The following is a 20904-nucleotide window of genomic DNA, read 5'->3' as shown; positions in this document are numbered from 1 at the left end:
TCCCATGTCCCGCCGTAACGCCAATCTGATCAAAACGCCCGAGCAAATGGTGCCAGCCCGCGTCGCCGCCCAGCTGGCGGCCGATGTGCTGACCATGATCGCTCCCCACGTCAAGCCGGGCGTGACCACGGCCTACCTCGACCAGCTGTGCAACGACTACATCGTCAACGTGCAGCAGGCGATTCCGGCCAACGTCGGCTACGGCGGCTTTCCGGCCACCGTGTGCAGCTCGGTCAACCACGTGGTCTGCCACGGCATTCCGTCAGCAACGCAGGTGCTGAAAAACGGCGACATCATCAACATCGACGTGGCCGTCATCAAGGATGGCTGGCACGGCGACACCAGCCGCATGTACTACGTCGGCGAGCCAAGCAAGCCAACCCGCAAGCTGGTTGAGACCACCTACGCCGCCATGTGGGCCGGCATCCGCGCCGTCAAGCCGAAAGCCACGCTGGGCGACGTCGGCTTCGCCATCCAGAGCGTAGCGGAAAAGGCGGGCTACAGCGTGGTGCTGGATTACTGCGGCCACGGCATCGGCCAGGTCTACCACGAAGATCCGCAGGTGACGCACTACGGCCGCCCGGGCCAGGGCCTGGTGCTCAAGCCAGGCATGCTGTTCACCATCGAGCCGATGATCAACGCCGGCAAGGCCGCAACCAAGGAATTGAGCGACGGCTGGACCGTCGAGACGCGCGACAAATCGCTGTCGGCGCAGTGGGAGCACATGGTGCACGTCACCGAGACCGGCTTCGAGGTGCTGACGCTGGCGCCGGGCGAAACCGGCGCCAAGGCCAATATTCCGAACGCGACGCCGGCCGGCGTGGAGCCGGCTAGCGCAGCGTGAGTTTGAGGGCCGGCTTCTCGCCGTAGTCTTCGTAGCGCTCGTTCAGGCCGGCCACGCAGTAGGTGACTTCTTCAAGGATGTCGGGCTGCATCGCGGCAGCGTCCTTGATGACGATGTCCAGCACCTCGTTCGGCTTGAGCTTGAAGCGGCTCATGCTGTCGTCATCGCGCAGATAGCTCAGGCAATCCACCCATGCATCCATGGTGTTGCCATACGAGTCGGGGAAGCCCATCGCCGCCTTGCATTCGGCGTGGAAGCTGTCGAAATCCTTGATGGCTGCGCCATTCAGTTCTGCGGTTGCCATTTACTTCTTCTCCTTGGGATCCGTGACGAATCCCAACTTGGTTAATCCATTGCTTTGCGCGGCGGCCATCACCTGCGCCACGATTTCATAGCGGGTGTCCTTGTCGGCACGCAGTTGCAGTTCCGGTTGCGGGTCCAGCCTGGCCGCTTCGACCAGACGGGATTCCAATGCATCCCGTTCAACCGGATCGTTATTCCAGAAAATTTTGCCCTTGCCATCGATCGACAGCGTGACTGTGGCGGCGGGCGCGGTTTGCGCGGCGGGCGCCTGCGCCTTCGGCAGCTCCAGCTGCACCGAGCCGGTGAACATCGGCGCCGCCAGGATGAAGATCACCAGCAGCACCAGCATCACATCCACCATGGGCGTGACATTGATGTCCGCCATCGGGCCGGGATTGCGATGGTGATTGAATGCGCCGAAAGCCATGTTTATTTGGTCAGGTAAGCGTGCAGGTCATGCGCAAACGCGTCCAGCTCCGCCAGCGTAAGCCGGTTGACGCGGTTGAAACCATTGTAGGCCAGCACCGCGGGAATCGCCACCGTCAGGCCGATGGCGGTCATCACCAGCGCCTCGCCCACAGGCCCCGCCACTTTATCGATCTGCACCGTGCCGTGCGAAGACACATTGGCCAGCGCATGATAAATGCCCCACACCGTACCCAGCAGGCCGACAAACGGCGCGGTGGCGCCGATCGACGCCAGCAGCGTCAGGCCGCTCTCAAGCCGGTTGGTGGACGTCTGAATGGCGCCGCGCAGCACGCGCGTGGCCTGCGCCGCGCGGTCCATCTCGCCGCCCAGCGATGGACGCGACGAGGCGGTCAATTGCGCCGCGCCTTGCTGCGCCAGCGGCAGGAAAATCTTTTCGGGATCGGCCAGCGACAACGCATTCACGCCATCCTGCATCGACGGCGCATCCCAGAACGCCGCCACCGCCGGCGCGCCGCGGCGGATGCGCCACGCAGCGTAGGCCTTGGCCAGGATGAAGAACCAGCTCACCAGCGACATCGCCAGCAGCACAAACGCCACCGCATGGCTGATGGCGTCACCCTGCTCCCAGAAGCGGCTCAGGGTGAATTGGCTGGCGGCCGGGTTCATTTGTCTTTCAGGCCCAGTACGTCGTACATGTCGAACAGGCCGGTCGGCTTGTCGGCCAGGAAGCGGCAGGCGCGGATGGCGCCGTGCGCGTACGTGACGCGGCTGCTGGACTTGTGGCTGATCTCGATGCGCTCGCCGATGCCGGCAAACAGCACGGTGTGGTCGCCAACGATGTCGCCGCCGCGGATGGTGGCAAAGCCGATCGACGATGGATCGCGCTCGCCGGTCACGCCTTCGCGCGCGAACACGCCGTGTTCCTTCAGATCGCGGCCCAGCGCGTCGGCGATCACCTCGCCCATTTTCAGCGCGGTGCCGGACGGTGCGTCCACCTTGAAGCGGTGGTGCGCTTCAATGATTTCGATATCGTAGCCGGTCGACAGCGCCTTGGCGGCCTGCTCCAGCAGCTTCATGGTCACGTTGACGCCTACCGAGAAGTTAGGCGAGAACACGATGGCGGTTTTCTTCGCCGCTTCGGCGATGGCGGCCTTGCCGGCGTCGTCGAAACCGGTGGTGCCGATCACCAGCTTGATGCCGTGCTCGGCGCAATACTTCAGGTGTTCCAGCGTCGCTTCCGGACGGGTGAAGTCGATCAGGTACTGCGCGCCGGCCAGGCCTTTGCCGAACGCCGACTCCACCGGCACCCCGGCCGGCTTGCCGAGGAAGGCGGCGGCGTCGGCCTGCTCCGAGCCGGCACGGTCCAGCGCGCCGGACAGGCGGGCGTCGTCGGCGTTCTGCACGGCCTCGATCAGGATGCGGCCCATGCGGCCGCCGGCGCCGGCGATGGCGATATTCATTTGCGTCATGCTGCTTATCCTTGTTATTTCTTGTCGTTGCTGATCGTCACGCCCACCGGCGAAGCGGCGGCCGGGTTGTCGGCGCCGGCCGGCAGCGGCGCGGTCGGCGCCGGCTTCGACAAGGCGGCCTCGATGGCCGCTTCCTTCTTGGCGTTCGGCGCCGGGCCGGCGATGCGGGCGATGTATTCTTTTTCGGTCGGCAGGTTGCCGCCTTCCCAGCGCTCGACCTTGCCGTCCTTGTCGAAGAACACGATCACGCGGCTGGTGGTGATTTCGCCATTGCCCTTGGCCAGGCGGAAGGCGTAGTCCCAGCGGTTGCCGTGGAACGGGTCGGCCAGCAGCGCGGTGCCGAAGATGAAGCGCACCTGGTCCTGCGTCATGCCGACTTTCAGCTGAGATAACATTTCTTCGGAGACAAAGTTACCCTGCTGGATGTCCGGACGGTACGGCGAGAAGAACCACATGAAGCGTTGCAGCTTGGTAATAGTGGTGGTTTGCGCGCCCTTGTTGGCGTCCAGCGTCGGTTCGCTGTCCTTCACTTCCGTCGATTTCTCGCCCAGCGTGGTTTTGGTCGCGCAGCCGCCCAGCGCCAGCGCCACGCACACGGTGGCGGCAACGGGAGTCAAACGGTGCAACAAAGACTGCGAAAAAGCCTGGGTGACGCGCATAAATGTCCTCAATCTGGTCGAGCGGATGTGCCGAAAAACGCTATATCATAAAGCACCCGGCACGGGACGGGGCAAATCTTTGTAACCGGATTAGTCGGAGTACGGTAAACTACCGGCTAGCTATCGCCAACCAATCTACGAGTCTCGACCATGGGTAACAATCCTACCGATCTGAAGGCCAGCGGCCTGAAAGCCACGCTGCCACGCATCAAAATCCTGGATATCTTCCAGAACAGCGAAGTGCGCCACCTGACCGCCGAGGACGTCTACAAGATCTTGTTGGCGGACAATATGGACGTGGGCCTAGCCACCGTCTACCGCGTGCTGACCCAGTTCGAGCAGGCCGGGCTGCTGAACCGCAACCACTTCGAAACCGGCAAGGCCATCTTCGAGCTGAACGCCGGCTCGCACCACGACCACCTGGTGTGCGTGGACTGCGGCCGCGTGGAAGAGTTCTACGACGAAGCGATCGAGGAGCGCCAGCACGCCATCGCCCATGAGCGCGGCTTCAAGATCGCCGAGCACGCGCTGGCGATCTACGGCAACTGCACCAAGACCGCCTGCCCGCACCGCCCCTCCTAATTGTGGGTCAGGGCGTTTGACAGCAGCTTCGCGGTGATATCGACGATCGGTATCACCCGTTCATACGCCATCCGCGTCGGGCCGATCACCCCCAGCGTGCCGACGATCTTGCCATTGGCCGTGTACGGCGCGGTCACCACGCTCATCTCATCCATCGGCACCAGGCTCGATTCGCCGCCGATGTAAATCTGCACCCCGCTGGCCTTGGACGACACGTCCAGCAGCTGCATCAGGCCGGTCTTCTGCTCGAACATATCGAACATCTGCCGCAGCGACGTCATATTCGACGACAGGTCGCTGACCGACAGCAGGTTGCGCTCGCCGGCGATGACCATGTTGTCGGAATCGTCGGCCATGGCCTCGCTGCCCGCCTCCACCGCCACCTGCATCAGGCGGCCCATGTCGTCGCGCAGCTGGCGCAGCTCGGTTTGCAGGCGCGCGTGCACCTCGTCAAACGCCAGCCCGCCGTAATTCTGGTTGATGTAATTGGCCGATTGCACCAGCTGGGCCGGGCTGTAATCGACGTCCGTCAACAGCAGGCGGTTCTGCACGTCGCCATTCGGCGCCACGATCACCAGCAAAATCCGCTTCTCGCCCAAGCGCAGGAACTCGATCTGCTGGAACACCGACTCGCGGCGCGGGCTCAGCACCACGCCGGCAAACTGCGACAGCGAGGACAGCATCTGCGCCGCATTGGTGATCATCTTCTGCGGCTGCGGCGATTGCAGGCGCAGCTGCGCGCCCACGGCCTGCTCGTCGAGGTGCTGCACCGTCAGCAGGGTATCGACAAAGATGCGATAGCCGCGCGGCGTCGGCACCCGGCCGGCCGAGGTGTGCGGACTGGCCACGTACCCCAGCTCCTCCAGATCGGCCATGATGTTGCGGATGGTGGCCGGCGACAGGTCCAGCCCGGAAATCTTGGAAAGCGCACGCGACCCCACCGGCTGGCCATCCGCGATATAGCGTTCCACCAGCGCCTTCAGCAAAGTTTGTGCACGATTGTCGAGTTGCATACTAATTACCGGTATCGAAGTTCTGCTTACTATTATGCACGGCTATCCTGCATCTGCCCACGTATCCAGGCCAGCAGCTCGTCAAACGTGGCGCAAATGGCATCCGGCGTGACGCCCGCTGCCAGGTGCGCCGTGCTGCCGTGGCGGTTCATCCAGACCGCGCGCAGGCCGGCCGCTTGCGCGCCCTGCACGTCCAGCCGCAGGTCGTCGCCGACGTACACCGCGTCCTGCGGCGCCACGCCCATGGCCGCGCAGGCGGCCTGGAAAATGCCCGGGTCAGGCTTGGCGCGGCCATACTGCGAGGACGACAGCGCATACTCGAAATGGTGGTCCATGCCGATCACTTCAAGATCCGCATTGCCGTTGGTGATGACGCCCAGGCGCAGCATGCCCTGCAACAGCGGCAGCACCGGCAGCACGTCGGCGAACGGCACCACCAGGTTGCGCTGCACGGCAAAGTGCCGCATCGAGCCCTCGATGTGGGCCGGGTCCTCGCCCAGCTCGGCAAACACCTCTTCCAGCGCCTCGCGCCGCAGCTGGTACAAGTCCGAAATCAGCTCTGGCCGGCGCTCCAGCAGCGCCATGCGGCGCACCCGCAGCTCGGCCACGCTGAACGCCTGCGCCACCCGGGGCGCGCGCTCGGCCAGCCAGGCGTGCCAGCTTTCCTCGGCGGCGGCGATCACCGGGCCGATCGGCCACAAGGTATCGTCAAGGTCGAACAGCAGAGCGAGCGGACGGCGTGAAGTCATGGTGATGTAGGCAAATAAACACCATGGTAACATCAGGATTATCCCGCTGGAGATCCCGTGCTGTTACCCATCCTGAAACGCCTGGCCCCGGCCATGCTGCTGGCCGGCTGCGCCGCCACCAATCCGCTGCCGCCGCCCGACTTTACTTCCTACGTGGTGCTGGGCGAATACGGCGCCGCCGTCGCCCGCGTGCTGATCGACGCGCCCGCCTGCCCCGACATCGTCCTCAACCAGCGCAGCCAGCCCATGGCGCTGCGCGCGCCGGCCCAGACCATCCCGCTGCGTGGCACGCCGTCGGCGCCGGCCGATTCCAAACCGGCCGAATTCCCGCTGCTGACCTGCGAAGCCACGCTGCCGGCCGGCACCGCCAGCGCGACCGTGCTGGGCCGCAAGCTGCCCCTGCCCAAGGCCGAGCCCAGGCGCATCGTGGTGATCGGCGACACCGGTTGCCGCCTGCAAAAGAGCAGCAACAGCTGGCAGGCCTGCAACGACATCGCGCAATACCCGTTTGCCACCGTGGCCGCGCAGGCGGCCGCCTGGAAGCCAGACCTGGTGATCCACGTCGGCGACTACCACTACCGCGAGAACGCCTGCCCCGAAGGCAACGCCGGCTGCGCCGGCAGCCCGTGGGGCTATGGCTGGGACGCCTGGGACGACGATTTCTTCGCCCCCGGCGCCAAACTGCTGGATGCCGCGCCGTGGATCATGGCACGCGGCAATCACGAAAACTGCCAGCGCGGCGGCCAGGGCTACTGGCGCTTCCTCGACCCGCGTCCGCTGCTCAAGGGCCGCGACTGCAACGCGGCGGCCGATGACAACACCGGCAACTACAGCGATCCCTACGCCGTGCCGATCGGCCAGGCTACCCAGCTGCTGGTGCTGGACACCGCCAACACCACCTGGAAAGGCCTGAAACCGGGCGACGTCGGCTACGACAAATACCGCGACCTGTACCGCAAGCTGGACGCCCTGTCGCAGCAGGCGCCGCGCAATATCGGCATCGCCCACCACCCGCTGCTGGGCATGGGCGCCGACCGCAAGCCGGACGGCAGCATTGTGCTGCTGCCCGGCGACGCCGGCCTGCAAGCCAGCTTCGGCTCGCTTAATCCGCTGCTGTTCACGCCGGCGATACAGGCCATGCTGTCCGGCCACGTCCACCTGTGGCAGCAGGCCAGCTTCTCCAGCCAGCACCCGAGCCAGTTCATCGCCGGCTTTGCCGGCACCTCGGAAGACATCGTGCCGCTGCCGGAAACGCTGCCGCCGGGCGTGACGCCGGCGCCGGGCGTGACGCCGGCGCCGGGCGCGGTGGTCGAGCATTTCAGCTCGTGGGTGGACGGCTTCGGCTTCATGACCATGGAGCGCCGCGGCGCCGACCAATGGGATATCGAAGTGCATGATTTACAAGGAAAAATCCGCAACCGCTGCCAGTTGGACGGGCGTCGCTCGGTGTGCGACGTGGCGCAGGTGAAGTAGGCCGGCGTCACACGCTGTTACATCGATTTGCTCAGGCAAGGTTACCAAATGCACTAAAATACGGCGCACAAGTGTAATATGCTGCCTCCCGTGCGTGCTGCCGGGCCCTATTCGTTTTGGAGAGAGAGTTTTTATGAAAAGTTCGTATCTGCGTGCGGGCCTTGCCCTGCTGTGTGGTGTCATTCTGAGCGCCTGCGGCGGCAACAACGGCAGCCTGTCGCTGTCCGGCACCATTTCTTATCCTAGCGGCCTGCCAAAAGCTGGCCTGGTGCTGGTGAATAACGGCAACGGTGAAAAACTGACCATCGAAACCGGCGCCACCGCTTTCTACTTCACCAAGCTGCTGGGCTCCGACGAGCAGTTTGACGTGGAAATCGCCAACCAGCCGACCGGCGCCAAGTGCGAGATCGCCAACAACAAAGGCAAGGCCAGCGTGTACACCGTGTACACCGTGGCTGTCAGCTGCAAGGCCAACCCTTACACCCTGGGCGGCACCGTCAAGGGCCTGACCGGCAAGGGCCTGGTGCTGGCCAACGGCTCCGACCTGGTTTCCATCGATCCAGCCGCGACCGCCGGCGCCGATGTCACCTTCAAATTCCCGACCTCGGTATCGGACGGTTCGCCTTACGGCGCCACCGTGCTGACCCAGCCGGCCAACCAGAAATGCGCCTTCGACGCCGGCAACAACCCTGGCACCATGCCGGGCGACAACCAGCTGGGCCTGATCGTCAACTGCACCAACAACTAAGCTGCGGCCGTTCTAATCTTTGGAGAAATACATGAAATTTTCGTTCGTACGCGCCGCGGCGGCGCTGGCCATGGTGGCCTCGGTAGCCACGCTGGCCGGTTGCGGTGGCAAGGCCCAGTATACGGTGCAGGGCTCCGTTTTCGGCTTGTCCAACAGCGGCCTGGTGCTGGCCAACGGCAGCGACACCGTGACCGTGCCATCCGGCGCCACCAGCTTTGCCTTCCCCAAGCAAATTGACTACGGCACCGACTACAACATCACCATCAAGAGCCAGCCAGCCCACATGAACTGCACCGTCGGCGGCGGCAGCGGCTCGGCCGGCCACACCGTGACCATCCAGGCGGGGGTCAGCTGCGTGCAAAACGAATACACCCTGAGCGGCCAGTTCACCGGCCTGACGGTCGCGGCCGACGGCACCACCGCGCGTACCGTGACCCTGCTGAATGGCTCGACCAGCTCGGTCACGCTGAGCAGCGCCGGCGCCACCAATACCACCACCGGTTCCGGCACCTTCACCTTCGCCGCCACGGTGGCGGACGGCGCGGCTTACGGCGTGACGGTGCTCAACACCGACAACGGCCTGAACTGCACCATCGCCAACGGCACCGGCATCATGCACGAATCGCCGGTCAGCGATCTGGTGGTGACCTGCGTACCGAAATAAGGAAGGACGGCGGAGATATTCAATATCGAAATAATTGATATTGGGAAAATAAAGTGGATTTATATGCTGTGACGCAGCATACTGCACTTGTCTCCTCCACTTCTTGCAAAGGAAATGGATTTAGCCCGCTAGCTTAGCGGGCTTTTTTTTATTTGAGCAGATTGGTCAGGGCGACGTACTGGGCGAGGCCGACGGCTTCCGGGCGGTCGGTCGGGTTGATGCCGGCGGCGACGATCTGTTCTTCGGTGAACATGCCGGCCAGGCAGTTGCGGATCACCTTGCGGCGCTGGGAGAAGGCTTTCTGCACCACGGCCTCCAGTTTCTCGCCATCGCATTCCAGCGGCTGGGCGATCGGGATCATGCGCACGATGGCCGAATCCACTTTCGGCGGCGGATCGAAGGCTTCCGGCGGCACCACGAACAGCAGCGACATGTCATAACGCCATTGCAGCATCACCGACAGACGGCCGTACACTTTGCTGCCCGGTTCAGCCACCATGCGCTCCACCACCTCTTTTTGCAGCATGAAGTGCTGGTCCTTCACCTGCGGCGCAAAGGTCGCCAGGTGGAACAGCAATGGGCTGGAGATGTTGTACGGCAGGTTGCCGACGATGCGCAGCTTTTGTCCTTCCGGCACCGGAATGCTGCCGAAGTCGAATTTCAGGGCGTCGCCGGAATGGATGGTCAGCTTGTCACGCGGATAAGCTTTCTCCAGGCGCGCCACCAGATCGCGGTCCAGCTCCACCACGTGCATGTGCTTGAGCGTGCGTAGCAGCTGGTCGGTCATGGCCGCCAGGCCGGGACCGATTTCCACCATGGTGTCGTCCGGCGCCGGGTTGATCGACTCGGTGATGCTGCCCAGGACGTGCTGGTCGTGCAGGAAGTTTTGGCCGAAGCGTTTGCGGGCTACGTGTTGTTTCATTTTTTATTGTCCAAAGAATGGTTTGCCATGGCCAGCGCGGCGCCGATGGCCTGCTCCATGCTGCCGCAGTCGGCCTTGCCCAGGCCCTGCGCGGCCAGGTCCAGCGCCGTGCCATGGTCGACCGAGGTGCGGATCAGCGGCAGGCCCAGCGTGATGTTGACGCCGTTGCCGAAGGTGGCGTATTTCAGCACCGGCAGGCCCTGGTCGTGGTACATCGCCAGCACGCAGTCGGCGGCTTGCAGGTATTTGGGCTGGAACAGGGTGTCGGCCGGATACGGGCCGCGCGCATCGATGCCGCGCGCTTGCGCCGCCGCGATGGCCGGGGAGATGGTGTCGATTTCCTCGCGGCCCAGATAGCCGTTCTCGCCGGCGTGCGGGTTCAGCCCGCACACCAGGATGCGCGGCGCGGCGATGCCGAACTTGTCGCGCAGGTCGGCGTGGATGATGTCCAGCGTGCGCGCCAGGCCGTCCGGCGTGATGGCGGCCGAGACCTCTTGCAGCGGCAGGTGGGTGGTCGCCAGGGCCACGCGCAGCTGCTCGCCCAGCAGCTGGCCACTGAGCGACTGCGGGCCAGCCAGCATCATCACCACCTGCGGCGTGTTGGTCTTTTCAGCGAAATATTCGGTATGGCCGGAGAATTTCACGCCGGCGTCGTTGATGGTGCTCTTTTGCAGCGGCGCGGTGACCACCGCCTCGAACCAGCCGGCCCGCACGCCCTCGATGGCGGCGTCCAGCGTGGCCAGCACGGCGCGGCCGTTTTCCTTGTCCAGCTTGCCGGGCACGACGTGGGCGTCGAGCGGCACGTCGATCACGCTGATGCGGTCCGGGCCGAAATGCGGCAGGCCGCCATTGCGCACCGCCATCAGCGACAGCGCGGAGACTTTGATCTCGGGATCGATATCGTTGGCCGTCATGGCCAGGAAGGCGGCGTCGCCCAGCAGCACGCAATTGACTTCGTGCCGCCGCGCCCACGCCGCGCGCAGGGAAATTTCCGGACCGATGCCGGCCGGCTCGCCGACCGTGACGGCAATGGCGGGGCGCACTCCCGGGCGCCGTTTGGATGAAGTGGCGCTCATCGTGCTCCCCTTTCTGTCTTACTTGCTTGCGGCGTTGGCGGCTTTGTCGTCTTCGTTGCGGTACTCGACGTACGCGCGGTCGCGGACTTCACGCTGCCAGCTCTCGGTGGCTTCCTCCAGCTTGCGGTCGCGCAGCGCCTGGCGGGCGTTGTTGCGCTCGCGCTCTTTCGACAAGTCGTCGGTCTTGCGCTCCAACACTTCGATCAGGTGCAGGCCGAAGCTGGTTTCCACCGGCTGGCTGACTTCGCCGATTTTCAGGTTGTTCATGGCCGCTTCGAACTCCGGCATCACGTCGCCCGGATACAGCCAGCCCAGGTCGCCGCCCTTGGACGCCGAACCGTCGTTCGACACCAGGCGCGCCAGGTCTTCAAACTTGGCGGCGCCGTTGTCCAGGCGCTCCTTCAGTTCCAGCAGCTTGCGCTTGGCGTCGGCCGCGCTCATGGTCGGCGTCACCTTGATCAGGATGTGGCGCGCGTGGGTCTGCTGCACCGAGGCCACGGCTTGCGCCTCGGCCAGGCTGCGGCGGTCCACCGCCTTCAGAATGTGGAAGGCGCCGGTGCTCTTGATGATCGGCGTGACCTGGCCGGCTTTCAGCTTGGTCAGCGCTTCGGCGAACACCGGCGGCAGACGTTCGGGCTGGCGCCAGCCCACCGCGCCGCCTTGCAGCGCGTCGCTGGCGTCCGAGTAGGTGGCGGCCATCTTGGCGAAGTCGGCGCCGGTGCGCAGCTGGCGCATCACCTCTTCCGCGCGGGCGCGGCGCTGGGCGATCACTTCGGCCGTGGCGTTATCCGGAATGCGGATCATGATCTGCGAGATATTGATTTCGTACTGCTCGGCGGCGGCGGCTTTCTCCGCCGCCACGAAGCTGTCCACCTCGGCGTCGGAAATCTGGATCTTGGCGTCGACTTCATGCTCGCGCAGGCGCTGCATGATGATCTCTTCGCGAATCTCCTCGCGGAACGAGGCGTAAGGCGTGCCGTCTTTTTCCATCTGATCGCGCAGCTGCTGCACGCTCAGCTTCTGTGCTTCGGCGATGCGCTGGATGGCGCGGTCCAGTTGCAGGTCGTCCACGCGCACGCCGTATTCCTTGGCCATTTGCAGCTGCGAGCGCTCGACGATCATGCGCTCCAGCAGCTGGCGGCGCAGGTCGGCGGCCGATGGCATCTGCACGTTCTGCGCCTTCATGCGGGCGGTCACGGTCTTGATGCGGTTGGCCAGCTCGCGCTGGGTGATGACGTCGTCATTGACCACCACCACGATGGAATCGATGGCCACGTTGCCCGATTCGCCCGGCGGGATGAAGCCGCCGGTGTCTTTCTTGGCGGCGGCAGCGGCGGCAGGCGCGGCGGCCGGTGCGGCGGCGGCGGGAGCGGCGGCAGGGGCCGGCGCAGGCTCAGCTTTCTTCTTCGACGAGAACAGGCTACAACCGCTGAGCGCGGCCGTGCACAACAGGACTGCGAGGAGTTTCATCTGGTACTTACGGGCATTACGCATGTTAGAACGCTCAAAGGTGTAAAAAAGTCAAAAAGCGCCGCGGCATTTTTTGCGCGGCGGACGCCAAGTGTACATCAGGAGTTAGCGGCCATAACCCTCGTTCAAGCGCTGATAGCCGGGAATACTGCTCTTCATCGCCTCCAGCGGGCTGCCCACGCCGAGGTGCGACAGGCCGTTCAGCTCCAGCTGGAAGAAGATCTGGGTCGAGGCCTTGGTCGAGGTGGTCACGAAACGCTGGGCGCCGGTGCGGAACACCCAGCAATCGGCGTTGTACTCCAGACCGACCAGGCTTTCCAGGATTTTCTTGTCCTGCACCGAATAGCTGATGCGGCCGACGCCGTACCAGCGCTGGAAGATCGGCCACTGGCTGGACAGCTCGATATTCTTGAAGCTGTCGCGCAGGTAGCGGTAGCCCAGGTTCAGCACTTTCTTCGAGCCCGGAATCCACTGCGCGGTATAGCTTTCCGAGACGATGCGGCTCTGGCTCGGGTTGTACTGCACGGCGCTGTCGAAGGTCCAGGTTTCCGAGATGCGGCCGGTGGCGGCCAGCAGGATGTCGGAGTGGGCGTCGACCACCGGCGTGGACGAGTCCAGCTGCACCTTCTGATCGCGGAAGTAGAAACGCTGGCCGAACGCCAGGCGCAGCGCCTCGGCGCCGTTGGCGTCGAGGAAGCGCGAGGTCAGCGCGGCGGTCAGCTGGTTGGCGTCGCCAATGCGGTCCGAACCGACGAAGCGGTTTTCGCTGAAGATCTGGCTGAAGTTGAAGGTGGCCGCGTCGGTGTCGAAGGTCGGGAACTTGCTCTGGTCGCGGTACGGCGTGTTCACGTAGAACAAGCGCGGCTCCAGCGTCTGCGTCATGTTCTTGCCGCCGAACTTGACGTCGCGCTCGAAGATCAGGCCGGAGTCCAGCGAGAAGGTGGGCACCGTGCGCGACAGGTTCTCGGCCCGCTGCGAACCGAACGCATCGAGCTGATAGCTGGCCATGTTGACCATGACTTTCGGCGTGATGAAGTAGCTCGGTCCGATGATCGGATAGCTCAGCTGCGGAATCGCCACCAGACGCGTGCCGTTGATCAGCGTCGGGTGGTAGAAGCGGGTCAGTTCGGAATCGAAGGCCCAGTCGAAGCCGCCGGCCACGTCATACTGCGCGGCGTGCAGGTTGACCGCCGGCAGGCGGTCGTAGGGACGCGTCACCGTCAGCGTTGGATCGAGGATCGATTCCGGATCTTGCAGCACCTGGTACTTTTGCACGCGCGCGGTCAGGGTCCAGAAGTCGCCGTGGTAGTCGGTGCGCAATTCGCGCAGCAGCTGGCGCTCGGTCGAGCTCGACACAGTCTTGGAGAAATCGTTCGGATAGTTGTTATCCGAGGCGGCGCGGAAGTTCCAGCTGTACTCCCAGTCCTTGCTCAGGTCCTGGGTATGGGAGGAGCGTATCATCCAGCGGTCGCTCTTCACGTCCGGATTGGCCTTGGCGTATTCGCGGTCGTGCGGCAGGTACTCGATGTAAGTCTCGCCGTGGTACAAGCCGCTGTCGGTCTCGCCCAGGTAGCGGCCCAGCGCGCCCACCTGGATGCCGCGGTTGGCAATGATTTTCGGATACAGCGTCAAATCGCGGTTCGGCGCGATGTTGAAGTAGTACGGCACCACCAGCTCGGCGCCGTTCTTGGAGCCGAAGCCCGGCGTCGGCGACAGCCAGCCCGAACGGCGCGCCCCCGACAGCGAGAACGACAGCGCGGGCGTGCCGATGATGGGCACGTCCTTGAAATAAATCAGCGTCTTGCCGGCGGTGCCGACGTCGCGGCCCGAGTCCAGATTCAGCGTGTCGGAACGCAGATACCAGTCCGGGTCGGCGCTCTGGCAAGTGCTGTAGGTGCCGTTGACCACCTGCGCCTCATCTTCGTTGATGAAGTTGAGGCGCTCGGCCTTGCCGCGCGCGTGGTTGGCTTCCAGCTGATAGGTCGGGTTGAGCATGTAGCCCTTGCCGGTGTCCATGTTCAGCTTGAGTTCATCGCCGGTGAAATAGTCGCCGAAGCGCCAGATTTTCACATTGCCCTTGGCCTCGACCTCATCCTCCACCTGGCGATAGCAGGCGGTATCGGCCTTGACCTTGGTCTTGTCCTTGATGATTTCGGCGTCGCGCTCCAGATTCAGCTCGCGCTCGGGGCGGCCGCTGATATCCTCGGCCATGACGGTGGTGACGGCGTTCTTGTCTTCCACGCGCGGCGCACGCTGCTTGGGCGGCACATTTTGCGCATGGGCGACCGAAGGCAGCGCCGTAACGGTGAAGATAGCGGACAGGGCATACGCCAAGCGCTGCGGTTTGGGCATGCGACTCATGAAAAGAAGGGACCTGGCACCATGAAAGGCGATTTTTTGATTTGAATCCCTTATTATATGGGAATTGTCACCTGACGCCGGTTTCCTCGGCACGCATCAATGTCTTTATTACAGAATTTAACCACCGATACACGTCTGCAACTGCTGGTAACGTGGCTGCGCCGACTGAATGTGGTCGACGTGGACAGCATTCGTCCCGCCTCGGCCGACGCCAGCTTCCGCCGCTATTTCCGCCTCGACGTCTTGCCAGAACAGCAAGCCGCGCTGGGGCAGACCCTGATCGCCATGGACGCGCCGCCCGAGCGTGAAAATGTGCTGGGGTTTGTCAAAGTTGACGAAATGCTCACGCATGCCGGCGTCACCGTGCCGCGCATCGTCGCCACCGATTACGAAGCCGGCCTGATGCTGCTGTCCGACCTGGGCACCACCACCTACCTGGCGGTGCTGGACCACGACAACGCCTCGACCATGTACGCCGAAGCCCTGGAGGCGCTGGTGAAATTCCAGCTGACCAGCCGTCCGGACGTGCTGCCCGAATACGACCGCGCCTTCCTGCTGCGCGAGATGAACCTGTTCCCCGAGTGGTACATCGGCCAGCACCTGAAAGCCACGCTGACCGACAAACAGGCGGCCGAGCTGCAAGGCGTGTTCGACGCCATCCTGGCCAACGTCACCGCGCAGGCGCAGGTGTATGTGCACCGCGATTTCCATTCGCGCAACCTGATGGTGGTGGACTCGGGCAATCCGGGCGTGCTGGACTTCCAGGACGCGCTGTACGGCCCGATGACCTACGACCTCGCCTCGCTGCTGCGCGACGCCTACGTGGCGTGGGACGAGGAGCTGGTGCTGGACTGGGCGATCCGCTACTGGCAGCACGCCAAGTCGCTGGGCCTGCCGGTCAACCAGGATATCGACGCCTTCTACAAGGACTTCGAATACATGGCGCTGCAACGCCACCTGAAAATCCTCGGCCTGTTCTGCCGCCTGAACTACCGCGACGGCAAATCGCAGTATCTGGAGGATCTGCCCACCGTGATGGAATACGTGCGCAAGACCGCCGGCCGCTACAAGGATCTGAAACCGCTGATCAAGCTGCTGGACCTGCTGGAAGACCGTCAGCCGCAAGTCGGCTACACCTTCTGAGGACGCGCGCATGAAAGCGATGATCTTCGCCGCCGGACGTGGCGAGCGCATGCGTCCACTGACCGACACCACGCCCAAGCCGCTGCTCAAGGTGCGCGGCCGGCCGCTGATCGTGTGGCACATCCTGAATCTGGTGAAGGCCGGCATCACGGAAATCGTCATCAACCACGCGCATCTGGGCGACCAGATCGAGGCGGCGCTGGGCGACGGCAGCCAGTTCGGCGCGAAGCTGCTGTACTCGCGCGAAGAGCAGGCGCTGGAAACGGCGGGCGGCATCGCGCAAGCGCGCCACCTGCTGGGCGAGGAGCCGTTCGTGGCGATTTCCGGCGATATCTACGTGCCCTACTTCGACTTCCAGCAAGTGAAGGACGTTTTGCACGACAAGGACATGTGGGGCAATCCCTACCCGGCCGACAAGCGCGATATCTGCTGGCTGTACATGGTGCCGAATCCGGACTGGCATCCGGAGGGCGACTTCGGCATGACCATGTACTCGCTGACCAACGACGGCTCGCCGAAATGGACCTTCGGGAACATCGGCGTGTACCGCATGGAGATGTTCGACCGCGTTGCCGCCGGCGATTACGCCAAGCTTGGCCCGCTGATCCGCGAATACGCGGACAAAAAGCAGGTCGGCGGCGAAGTGTACGAAGGCGAATGGCACAACGTCGGCACTGTGTCGCAGCTGGACCTGCTGAACGCACCGCTGGCAGCGCTGGCGCCGGCCGGCAAGGGCGTGCAGTGATGGCGACCGCGACCAGCATCGCGCCTCACATCGCCCGGCGCGCGCGCCTGCTGGCACAGATGCAAGCGGGCGCGGTGGCCGTGCTGCCGACCGCACCGGAAGTCGCCCGCAACAGCGACAGCGACTATCCCTACCGCCACGACAGCTATTTCTACTACCTGACCGGCTTCACCGAGCCGGAAGCGGTGGTGGTGCTGGTGGCCGCGCAGGGCGAAGCGCCGGCGCGCGCCATCCTGTTCTGCCGCCAGAAAAACCTCGACCGCGAAATCTGGGACGGCTACCGCTACGGCCCCGAAGCCGCGCGCGACACCTTCGGCTTCGACGAAGCTTATGCCATCGAAACGCTGGACGAACAAATGGCCACGCTGCTGTCCAACGTGCCGGCCCTGTACTACCCGCTGGGCAGCAAGCTCGATGCGCGCGTTGCAGACTGGCTGTCCGCCGTGCGCGCCAAGGCACGCACCGGCGTCACGCCGCCCGCGTCGACGGTCGACCTGCTGCCGTTGCTGGACGAAATGCGCCTGCTGAAAGACGACAGTGAACAAGTCACCATGCAGCGCGCCGCCGACATCTCGGCCGCTGCACACATCCGCGCCATGCGCGCCGCGCGCGTCGGCGTGCACGAATACGAACTGGAAGCGGAACTGCTGTACGAATTCCGCCGCAATGGCGCACAGGCGCCAGCCTACACCTCCATCGTGGCGGCGGGCGCCAACGCCTGCGTACTGCACTACAGCGCCAACAACGCGCAGTCGCGGGACGGCGACCTGGTGCTGATCGACGCCGGCTGCGAGCTCGATGGCTACGCCTCCGACATCACGCGCACCTTCCCGGTCAACGGCAAATTCACCGAACCGCAAAAGCGCCTGTATGACCTGGTGCTGTCCGCGCAAGCGGCCGCGTTGCAAGCCATCGCCCCCGGCCTGCCCTACGCCGGCGCACACGAGGCGGCGGTCAAGGTGCTGGCGCAAGGCATGCTGGATCTGGGCCTGCTGACAGGCACGCTGGAAGAGGTCATCGCCAACAAAACCTATTTGCAGTTCTACATGCACGGCACCGGCCACTGGCTGGGCATGGACGTGCACGACGTCGGCCAGTACCGCGACGTCACGCAAGCCGACAAACCATCGCGCACGCTGCAAGCGGGCATGGTGGTGACGGTGGAACCAGGCATCTACGTGCGTCCGGCCGAAGGCGTGCCGGAGGAATACTGGAACATCGGCATCCGCATCGAAGACGACGTGCTGGTCACGGCCAGCGGCTACACCATTCTGAGCGCCAGGGCGCCCAAGACCGTGGCCGAGATTGAAGCCTTGATGCGGCATGACTGAACTGGATTACGACATCGCCATCTGCGGCGCGGGGCCGGCCGGCATGGCGCTGGCGGCGCTGCTGGTCAAGCGCGGCGTGTCGGCCGCGCGCATTGTCCTGATCGACGCCAAGACGCTGGAGCAGGCCAGCAAAGACCCGCGCTCGCTGGCGCTGTCCTGGGGCAGCCGGCAGATACTGGAACAAATCGGCGCCTGGCCAACTGCGGCCACCGCCATCGAGCAAATCCACGTCTCGCGCCGCGGCCAGTTCGGCCGCAGCCTGATCGACCGCAAGGACTACGACCTGCCCGCGCTGGGCTACGTCAGCCGCTACGGCAACCTGGTCACCGCACTGGGCGCGGTTTGCGCACAAGCCGGCATCGCCTCGCTGCGCCCGGCCCGCGTTGAAGCGCTCGACGAGATGGACGACGCCGTAGCGCTGACCATTACCGGCGGTGCGGACGGCGTGCCACGCGTGCAGCGCGCCGCCATCGTGGTGCAAGCCGAGGGCGGACTATTCAACGAACAGCAAAACCGCGCCACCCACCGCGACTACCGGCAAACCGCCATCATCGCGCAAGTGCGCAGCACCCTGCCGCCACCGCACCGCGCCTTCGAACGCTTCACCGAGCAAGGCCCGCTGGCGCTGCTGCCGCAAGACGATGAATACTCGCTGGTCTGGTGCGTACGTCCCGACACCGCGGCCGAACTGCAAGCGCTGAACGATGCAGACTTCCTGCAAGCCTTGGGCGCAGCCTTCGGCGACCGCGTGGGCAAATTCACGCACGCCACGCCGCGTCTCGCCTTCCGATTGGGGCTGAACGCCGATCCACGCAGCACCGCGCGCACCGTCGCCATCGGCAACGCTGCGCAAACCCTGCACCCGGTGGCAGGCCAGGGATTAAATCTCGGCCTGCGCGACGTCACCGTCCTGGCGCGCCTGCTGGCGCAAGGCGCGACGCCGGCCATGCTTGCGCAATTCACTGCACAGCGCCAGCGCGACCGCGGCACCACCGTCCGCATCACCGACACCATGGCCCGCATCTTCGCCAACGACTCGCCAGCGCAAGCCGTGCTTGGCCTGTCGCTGGCCGCCATCGACATCATCAGCCCCGCCCGCAGCCTGCTGGCCGAACTGATGATGTACGGCCGCCGCTAAAACTTACTCGACGGCCTTGACCATATCCTCGATGACCTTCTTGGCATCGCCGAAGACCATCATGGTGTTGGCCTGGTAGAACAGCTCATTGTCCAGGCCCGCGTAGCCGGAGGCCATGGAGCGTTTGTTGACGATGATGCTCTTGGCTTTGTAGGCCTCCAGGATCGGCATGCCGGCGATCGGCGATTTCGGGTCTTTGGCGGCCGGGTTGACGACGTCGTTGGCGCCGAGGATCAGTACCACGTCGGTCTGGCCGAATTCGCCGTTGATGTCCTCCATCTCGAACACTTGATCGTACGGCACTTCGGCTTCCGCCAATAGCACGTTCATGTGGCCCGGCATGCGCCCCGCCACCGGGTGGATCGCGTACTTCACGGTCACGCCCTTGTGGGTCAGTTTTTCCACCAGCTCTTTCAGCGAGTGCTGCGCGCGCGCCACCGCCAGGCCGTAGCCCGGAACGATAATCACGCTCTCCGCATTGGCCATGATGAACGAGGCATCATCCGCCGAGCCGGATTTGACCGGACGCTGCTCCTTGGCGCCGCCCGCCCCCGCCTCCGCCGGCGCGCCGCCGAAGCCGCCCAGGATCACGTTGAAGAACGAACGGTTCATCGCCTTGCACATGATGTAGGACAGGATGGCGCCCGACGAACCCACCAGCGAACCGGCAATGATCAGCATCGAGTTATTCAGCGAGAAGCCGATGCCCGCCGCCGCCCAGCCGGAATAGGAGTTCAGCATCGACACCACCACCGGCATGTCGGCGCCGCCGATCGGAATGATGATGAGCACACCCAGCACGAACGCAATCGCGGTCATGATCAGGAACGGCACCCACGCCGGCTCGGTGCCGCCAGCCGCCACGAACACCAGGCCCAGACCAACCATCACCAGCGCCAGAATCAGGTTCAGCAAATGCTGGCCGGCGAAGCTCACCGGCGCGCCCTGGAACAGGCGGAACTTGTATTTGCCCGACAGCTTGCCGAACGCGATCACCGAACCGGAGAAGGTAATCGCACCGACAAAGGTACCGATAAACAGCTCGATACGATTCCCGGTCGGCAGCGCTTCGCCCACCGCCGCGATGCCAAACGCATGCGGCTCCGACACCGCCGCCACCGCGATGCACACGGCCGCCAGACCGATCAGCGAGTGCATCGCCGCCACCAGCTCCGGCATCTTGGTCATCTCGACCTTCTTGGCCAGCACAGCGCCGATGCCGCCGCCGACGATCACGCCCAGCGCCACCAGCGGCAGCCCCATGCCCGCGCCGCCCGCCGCCGCTTCCGCGCGCAGCTTGAGGATCAGCGCCACCGTGGTGACGAAGGCGATCGCCATGCCGGTCATGCCGAACGCATTACCCTGGCGCGCCGTGGCCGGCGACGACAGCCCTTTCAAGGCCTGAATGAAACACACCGATGCAATCAGATACAGCATCGTCACCAGATTCATGGAGATGAAATTCATGCTTTATCTCCCTGCTTGGCTTTAGGCTCCTTCTTCTTGAACATCTCCAGCATGCGCTGCGTGACCAGGAAGCCGCCGAACACATTGACGGCGGCCAGCGCCACCGCCACCGTGCCGGCCACCTGACCGACAATACCCTCGGTCAGCGAAGCGGCCAGCATGGCGCCGACGATGATGATGGCCGATACCGCGTTGGTCACCGCCATCAGCGGCGTATGCAGCGCCGGCGTCACGGTCCAGACCACGTGGTAGCCGACGTAAATCGCAAGAACAAAAATAATCAGATTAATGATGGTGTGGCTGATTTCCATGTCGACT

Annotated in this window: 22 protein-coding genes; 9 read left to right on the top strand and 13 right to left on the bottom strand. The window is 64.3% G+C overall.

Annotated elements, in window-relative coordinates:
• Positions 1-4: 4 nt before the first annotated feature.
• Complete coding sequence (gene map / locus GM676_RS15000) at positions 5-844, top strand: type I methionyl aminopeptidase (RefSeq protein ID WP_155464455.1); 840 nt, start codon at positions 5-7, stop codon at positions 842-844.
• Here the strand turns inward: map and GM676_RS14995 are convergent.
• Genes GM676_RS14995 through GM676_RS14975 form a run of 5 tightly spaced genes read right to left on the bottom strand, consistent with a single transcriptional unit; the run spans position 831 to position 3704 of the window.
• On the bottom strand, positions 831-1148 hold the full coding sequence (locus GM676_RS14995; RefSeq protein ID WP_155464454.1) for a barstar family protein: 318 nt from the start codon (positions 1146-1148) through the stop codon (positions 831-833). The genes map and GM676_RS14995 overlap by 14 nt on opposite strands.
• Positions 1149-1574: an ExbD/TolR family protein gene (locus GM676_RS14990; protein ID WP_155464453.1), complete on the bottom strand. Its 426-nt coding sequence runs from the start codon at positions 1572-1574 to the stop codon at positions 1149-1151. It abuts the gene before it with no gap.
• A 2-nt stretch (positions 1575-1576) separates the two neighbouring features.
• Positions 1577-2242, bottom strand: coding sequence for a MotA/TolQ/ExbB proton channel family protein (locus tag GM676_RS14985; RefSeq protein WP_155464452.1), 666 nt, complete (start codon positions 2240-2242; stop codon positions 1577-1579).
• Entirely contained in the window at positions 2239-3045 is an 807-nt protein-coding gene (gene dapB / locus GM676_RS14980) for a 4-hydroxy-tetrahydrodipicolinate reductase (protein ID WP_155464451.1), read from the bottom strand. The genes GM676_RS14985 and dapB overlap by 4 nt, the downstream gene beginning before the upstream one ends.
• A 14-nt stretch (positions 3046-3059) precedes the next feature.
• Positions 3060-3704 carry an outer membrane protein assembly factor BamE gene (locus GM676_RS14975; protein ID WP_155464450.1) on the bottom strand — a complete coding sequence of 215 codons (645 nt, stop codon included), beginning with the start codon at positions 3702-3704 and terminating at the stop codon, positions 3060-3062.
• A 150-nt stretch (positions 3705-3854) separates the two neighbouring features.
• On the opposite strand from GM676_RS14975, the gene fur reads away from it, so the two are divergent.
• Positions 3855-4286: a ferric iron uptake transcriptional regulator gene (gene fur, locus GM676_RS14970; RefSeq protein ID WP_155464449.1), complete on the top strand. Its 432-nt coding sequence runs from the start codon at positions 3855-3857 to the stop codon at positions 4284-4286.
• Here fur and hrcA read toward each other — a convergent pair.
• Both hrcA and GM676_RS14960 read right to left on the bottom strand, forming a co-directional pair.
• Positions 4283-5299, bottom strand: coding sequence for a heat-inducible transcriptional repressor HrcA (hrcA, locus tag GM676_RS14965; RefSeq protein WP_155464448.1), 1017 nt, complete (start codon positions 5297-5299; stop codon positions 4283-4285). The two genes, fur and hrcA, sit on opposite strands and share 4 nt — an antisense overlap.
• Before the next feature lie 32 nt (positions 5300-5331).
• Entirely contained in the window at positions 5332-6048 is a 717-nt protein-coding gene (locus tag GM676_RS14960) for an HAD family hydrolase (RefSeq protein WP_155464447.1), read from the bottom strand.
• 57 nt (positions 6049-6105) lie between these two features.
• Between GM676_RS14960 and GM676_RS14955 the strand changes: the two genes are divergently transcribed.
• From GM676_RS14955 to GM676_RS14945, 3 genes are all read left to right on the top strand, one after another.
• Positions 6106-7521 (top strand): metallophosphoesterase, encoded by a 1416-nt coding sequence (locus tag GM676_RS14955; protein ID WP_371866244.1) that lies wholly within the window; start codon positions 6106-6108, stop codon positions 7519-7521.
• A 133-nt stretch (positions 7522-7654) separates the two neighbouring features.
• Positions 7655-8269 carry a hypothetical protein gene (locus GM676_RS14950; protein ID WP_155464446.1) on the top strand — a complete coding sequence of 205 codons (615 nt, stop codon included), beginning with the start codon at positions 7655-7657 and terminating at the stop codon, positions 8267-8269.
• A 31-nt stretch (positions 8270-8300) separates the two neighbouring features.
• On the top strand, positions 8301-8933 hold the full coding sequence (locus tag GM676_RS14945) for a hypothetical protein (RefSeq protein ID WP_155464445.1): 633 nt from the start codon (positions 8301-8303) through the stop codon (positions 8931-8933).
• A 148-nt stretch (positions 8934-9081) separates the two neighbouring features.
• On the opposite strand, the gene rsmA is transcribed toward GM676_RS14945, so the two are convergent.
• The 4 genes from rsmA to GM676_RS14925 all read right to left on the bottom strand — a co-directional run bounded on the left by rsmA (position 9082) and on the right by GM676_RS14925 (position 14753).
• The gene (rsmA, locus tag GM676_RS14940; protein ID WP_155464444.1) at positions 9082-9855 is read right to left on the bottom strand and encodes a 16S rRNA (adenine(1518)-N(6)/adenine(1519)-N(6))-dimethyltransferase RsmA; all 774 of its coding nucleotides are present in this window, start codon (positions 9853-9855) and stop codon (positions 9082-9084) included.
• Positions 9852-10931, bottom strand: a complete 1080-nt coding sequence (gene pdxA / locus GM676_RS14935; protein WP_155464443.1) for a 4-hydroxythreonine-4-phosphate dehydrogenase PdxA — start codon at positions 10929-10931, stop codon at positions 9852-9854. Before pdxA ends, rsmA begins: the two co-directional genes overlap by 4 nt.
• Positions 10932-10949: 18 nt before the next feature.
• On the bottom strand, positions 10950-12425 hold the full coding sequence (locus tag GM676_RS14930; protein WP_229262700.1) for a peptidylprolyl isomerase: 1476 nt from the start codon (positions 12423-12425) through the stop codon (positions 10950-10952).
• Positions 12426-12506: 81 nt separating this feature from the next.
• A complete protein-coding gene (locus tag GM676_RS14925; protein WP_371866243.1) occupies positions 12507-14753 on the bottom strand; it encodes an LPS-assembly protein LptD in 2247 nt (748 codons plus the stop codon).
• Positions 14754-14861: 108 nt separating this feature from the next.
• On the opposite strand from GM676_RS14925, the gene GM676_RS14920 reads away from it, so the two are divergent.
• From GM676_RS14920 to GM676_RS14905, 4 genes are read left to right on the top strand one after another with little or no spacing between them, the layout of a single operon-like run.
• Positions 14862-15905, top strand: a complete 1044-nt coding sequence (locus GM676_RS14920; RefSeq protein ID WP_155464441.1) for an aminoglycoside phosphotransferase family protein — start codon at positions 14862-14864, stop codon at positions 15903-15905.
• 10 nt (positions 15906-15915) lie between these two features.
• Positions 15916-16650, top strand: a complete 735-nt coding sequence (murU, locus tag GM676_RS14915) for an N-acetylmuramate alpha-1-phosphate uridylyltransferase MurU (RefSeq protein ID WP_155464440.1) — start codon at positions 15916-15918, stop codon at positions 16648-16650.
• Positions 16650-17981, top strand: coding sequence for a Xaa-Pro aminopeptidase (gene pepP / locus GM676_RS14910; protein ID WP_229262699.1), 1332 nt, complete (start codon positions 16650-16652; stop codon positions 17979-17981). The genes murU and pepP overlap by 1 nt, the downstream gene beginning before the upstream one ends.
• Positions 17974-19119 carry a UbiH/UbiF/VisC/COQ6 family ubiquinone biosynthesis hydroxylase gene (locus GM676_RS14905; RefSeq protein WP_155464438.1) on the top strand — a complete coding sequence of 382 codons (1146 nt, stop codon included), beginning with the start codon at positions 17974-17976 and terminating at the stop codon, positions 19117-19119. The genes pepP and GM676_RS14905 overlap by 8 nt, the downstream gene beginning before the upstream one ends.
• A gap of 3 nt (positions 19120-19122) precedes the next feature.
• Here the strand turns inward: GM676_RS14905 and GM676_RS14900 are convergent, their stop codons facing one another.
• Together GM676_RS14900 and GM676_RS14895 are read right to left on the bottom strand one after the other, a co-directional pair.
• On the bottom strand, positions 19123-20586 hold the full coding sequence (locus GM676_RS14900) for an NAD(P)(+) transhydrogenase (Re/Si-specific) subunit beta (RefSeq protein WP_155464437.1): 1464 nt from the start codon (positions 20584-20586) through the stop codon (positions 19123-19125).
• Positions 20583-20897 carry an NAD(P) transhydrogenase subunit alpha part 2 gene (locus GM676_RS14895; protein ID WP_155464436.1) on the bottom strand — a complete coding sequence of 105 codons (315 nt, stop codon included), beginning with the start codon at positions 20895-20897 and terminating at the stop codon, positions 20583-20585. The genes GM676_RS14900 and GM676_RS14895 overlap by 4 nt, the downstream gene beginning before the upstream one ends.
• Between the last annotated feature and the right edge of the window lie 7 nt (positions 20898-20904).

Source organism: Duganella radicis (assembly GCF_009720825.1).
GTDB classification, from domain to species: domain Bacteria; phylum Pseudomonadota; class Gammaproteobacteria; order Burkholderiales; family Burkholderiaceae_D; genus Rugamonas; species Rugamonas radicis.
Note: the sequence above shows the minus strand (reverse complement) of the source record. Positions and strands in the feature narration are given on the sequence as shown.

Coding starts and splice junctions, on each gene's coding strand:
- rsmA (WP_155464444.1), bottom strand. CDS start 9,855: ATGAAACAACACGTAGCCCGCAAACGCTTCGGCCAAAACTTCCTGCAC.
- GM676_RS14895 (WP_155464436.1), bottom strand. CDS start 20,897: ATGGAAATCAGCCACACCATCATTAATCTGATTATTTTTGTTCTTGCG.
- GM676_RS14995 (WP_155464454.1), bottom strand. CDS start 1,148: ATGGCAACCGCAGAACTGAATGGCGCAGCCATCAAGGATTTCGACAGC.
- murU (WP_155464440.1), top strand. CDS start 15,916: ATGAAAGCGATGATCTTCGCCGCCGGACGTGGCGAGCGCATGCGTCCA.
- map (WP_155464455.1), top strand. CDS start 5: ATGTCCCGCCGTAACGCCAATCTGATCAAAACGCCCGAGCAAATGGTG.
- GM676_RS14905 (WP_155464438.1), top strand. CDS start 17,974: ATGACTGAACTGGATTACGACATCGCCATCTGCGGCGCGGGGCCGGCC.
- pdxA (WP_155464443.1), bottom strand. CDS start 10,931: ATGAGCGCCACTTCATCCAAACGGCGCCCGGGAGTGCGCCCCGCCATT.
- GM676_RS14950 (WP_155464446.1), top strand. CDS start 7,655: ATGAAAAGTTCGTATCTGCGTGCGGGCCTTGCCCTGCTGTGTGGTGTC.
- GM676_RS14975 (WP_155464450.1), bottom strand. CDS start 3,704: ATGCGCGTCACCCAGGCTTTTTCGCAGTCTTTGTTGCACCGTTTGACT.
- GM676_RS14960 (WP_155464447.1), bottom strand. CDS start 6,048: ATGACTTCACGCCGTCCGCTCGCTCTGCTGTTCGACCTTGACGATACC.
- GM676_RS14930 (WP_229262700.1), bottom strand. CDS start 12,425: ATGCGTAATGCCCGTAAGTACCAGATGAAACTCCTCGCAGTCCTGTTG.
- GM676_RS14900 (WP_155464437.1), bottom strand. CDS start 20,586: ATGAATTTCATCTCCATGAATCTGGTGACGATGCTGTATCTGATTGCA.
- pepP (WP_229262699.1), top strand. CDS start 16,650: ATGGCGACCGCGACCAGCATCGCGCCTCACATCGCCCGGCGCGCGCGC.
- GM676_RS14920 (WP_155464441.1), top strand. CDS start 14,862: ATGTCTTTATTACAGAATTTAACCACCGATACACGTCTGCAACTGCTG.
- fur (WP_155464449.1), top strand. CDS start 3,855: ATGGGTAACAATCCTACCGATCTGAAGGCCAGCGGCCTGAAAGCCACG.
- GM676_RS14925 (WP_371866243.1), bottom strand. CDS start 14,753: ATGCCCAAACCGCAGCGCTTGGCGTATGCCCTGTCCGCTATCTTCACC.
- GM676_RS14945 (WP_155464445.1), top strand. CDS start 8,301: ATGAAATTTTCGTTCGTACGCGCCGCGGCGGCGCTGGCCATGGTGGCC.
- hrcA (WP_155464448.1), bottom strand. CDS start 5,299: ATGCAACTCGACAATCGTGCACAAACTTTGCTGAAGGCGCTGGTGGAA.
- GM676_RS14990 (WP_155464453.1), bottom strand. CDS start 1,574: ATGGCTTTCGGCGCATTCAATCACCATCGCAATCCCGGCCCGATGGCG.
- GM676_RS14985 (WP_155464452.1), bottom strand. CDS start 2,242: ATGAACCCGGCCGCCAGCCAATTCACCCTGAGCCGCTTCTGGGAGCAG.
- dapB (WP_155464451.1), bottom strand. CDS start 3,045: ATGACGCAAATGAATATCGCCATCGCCGGCGCCGGCGGCCGCATGGGC.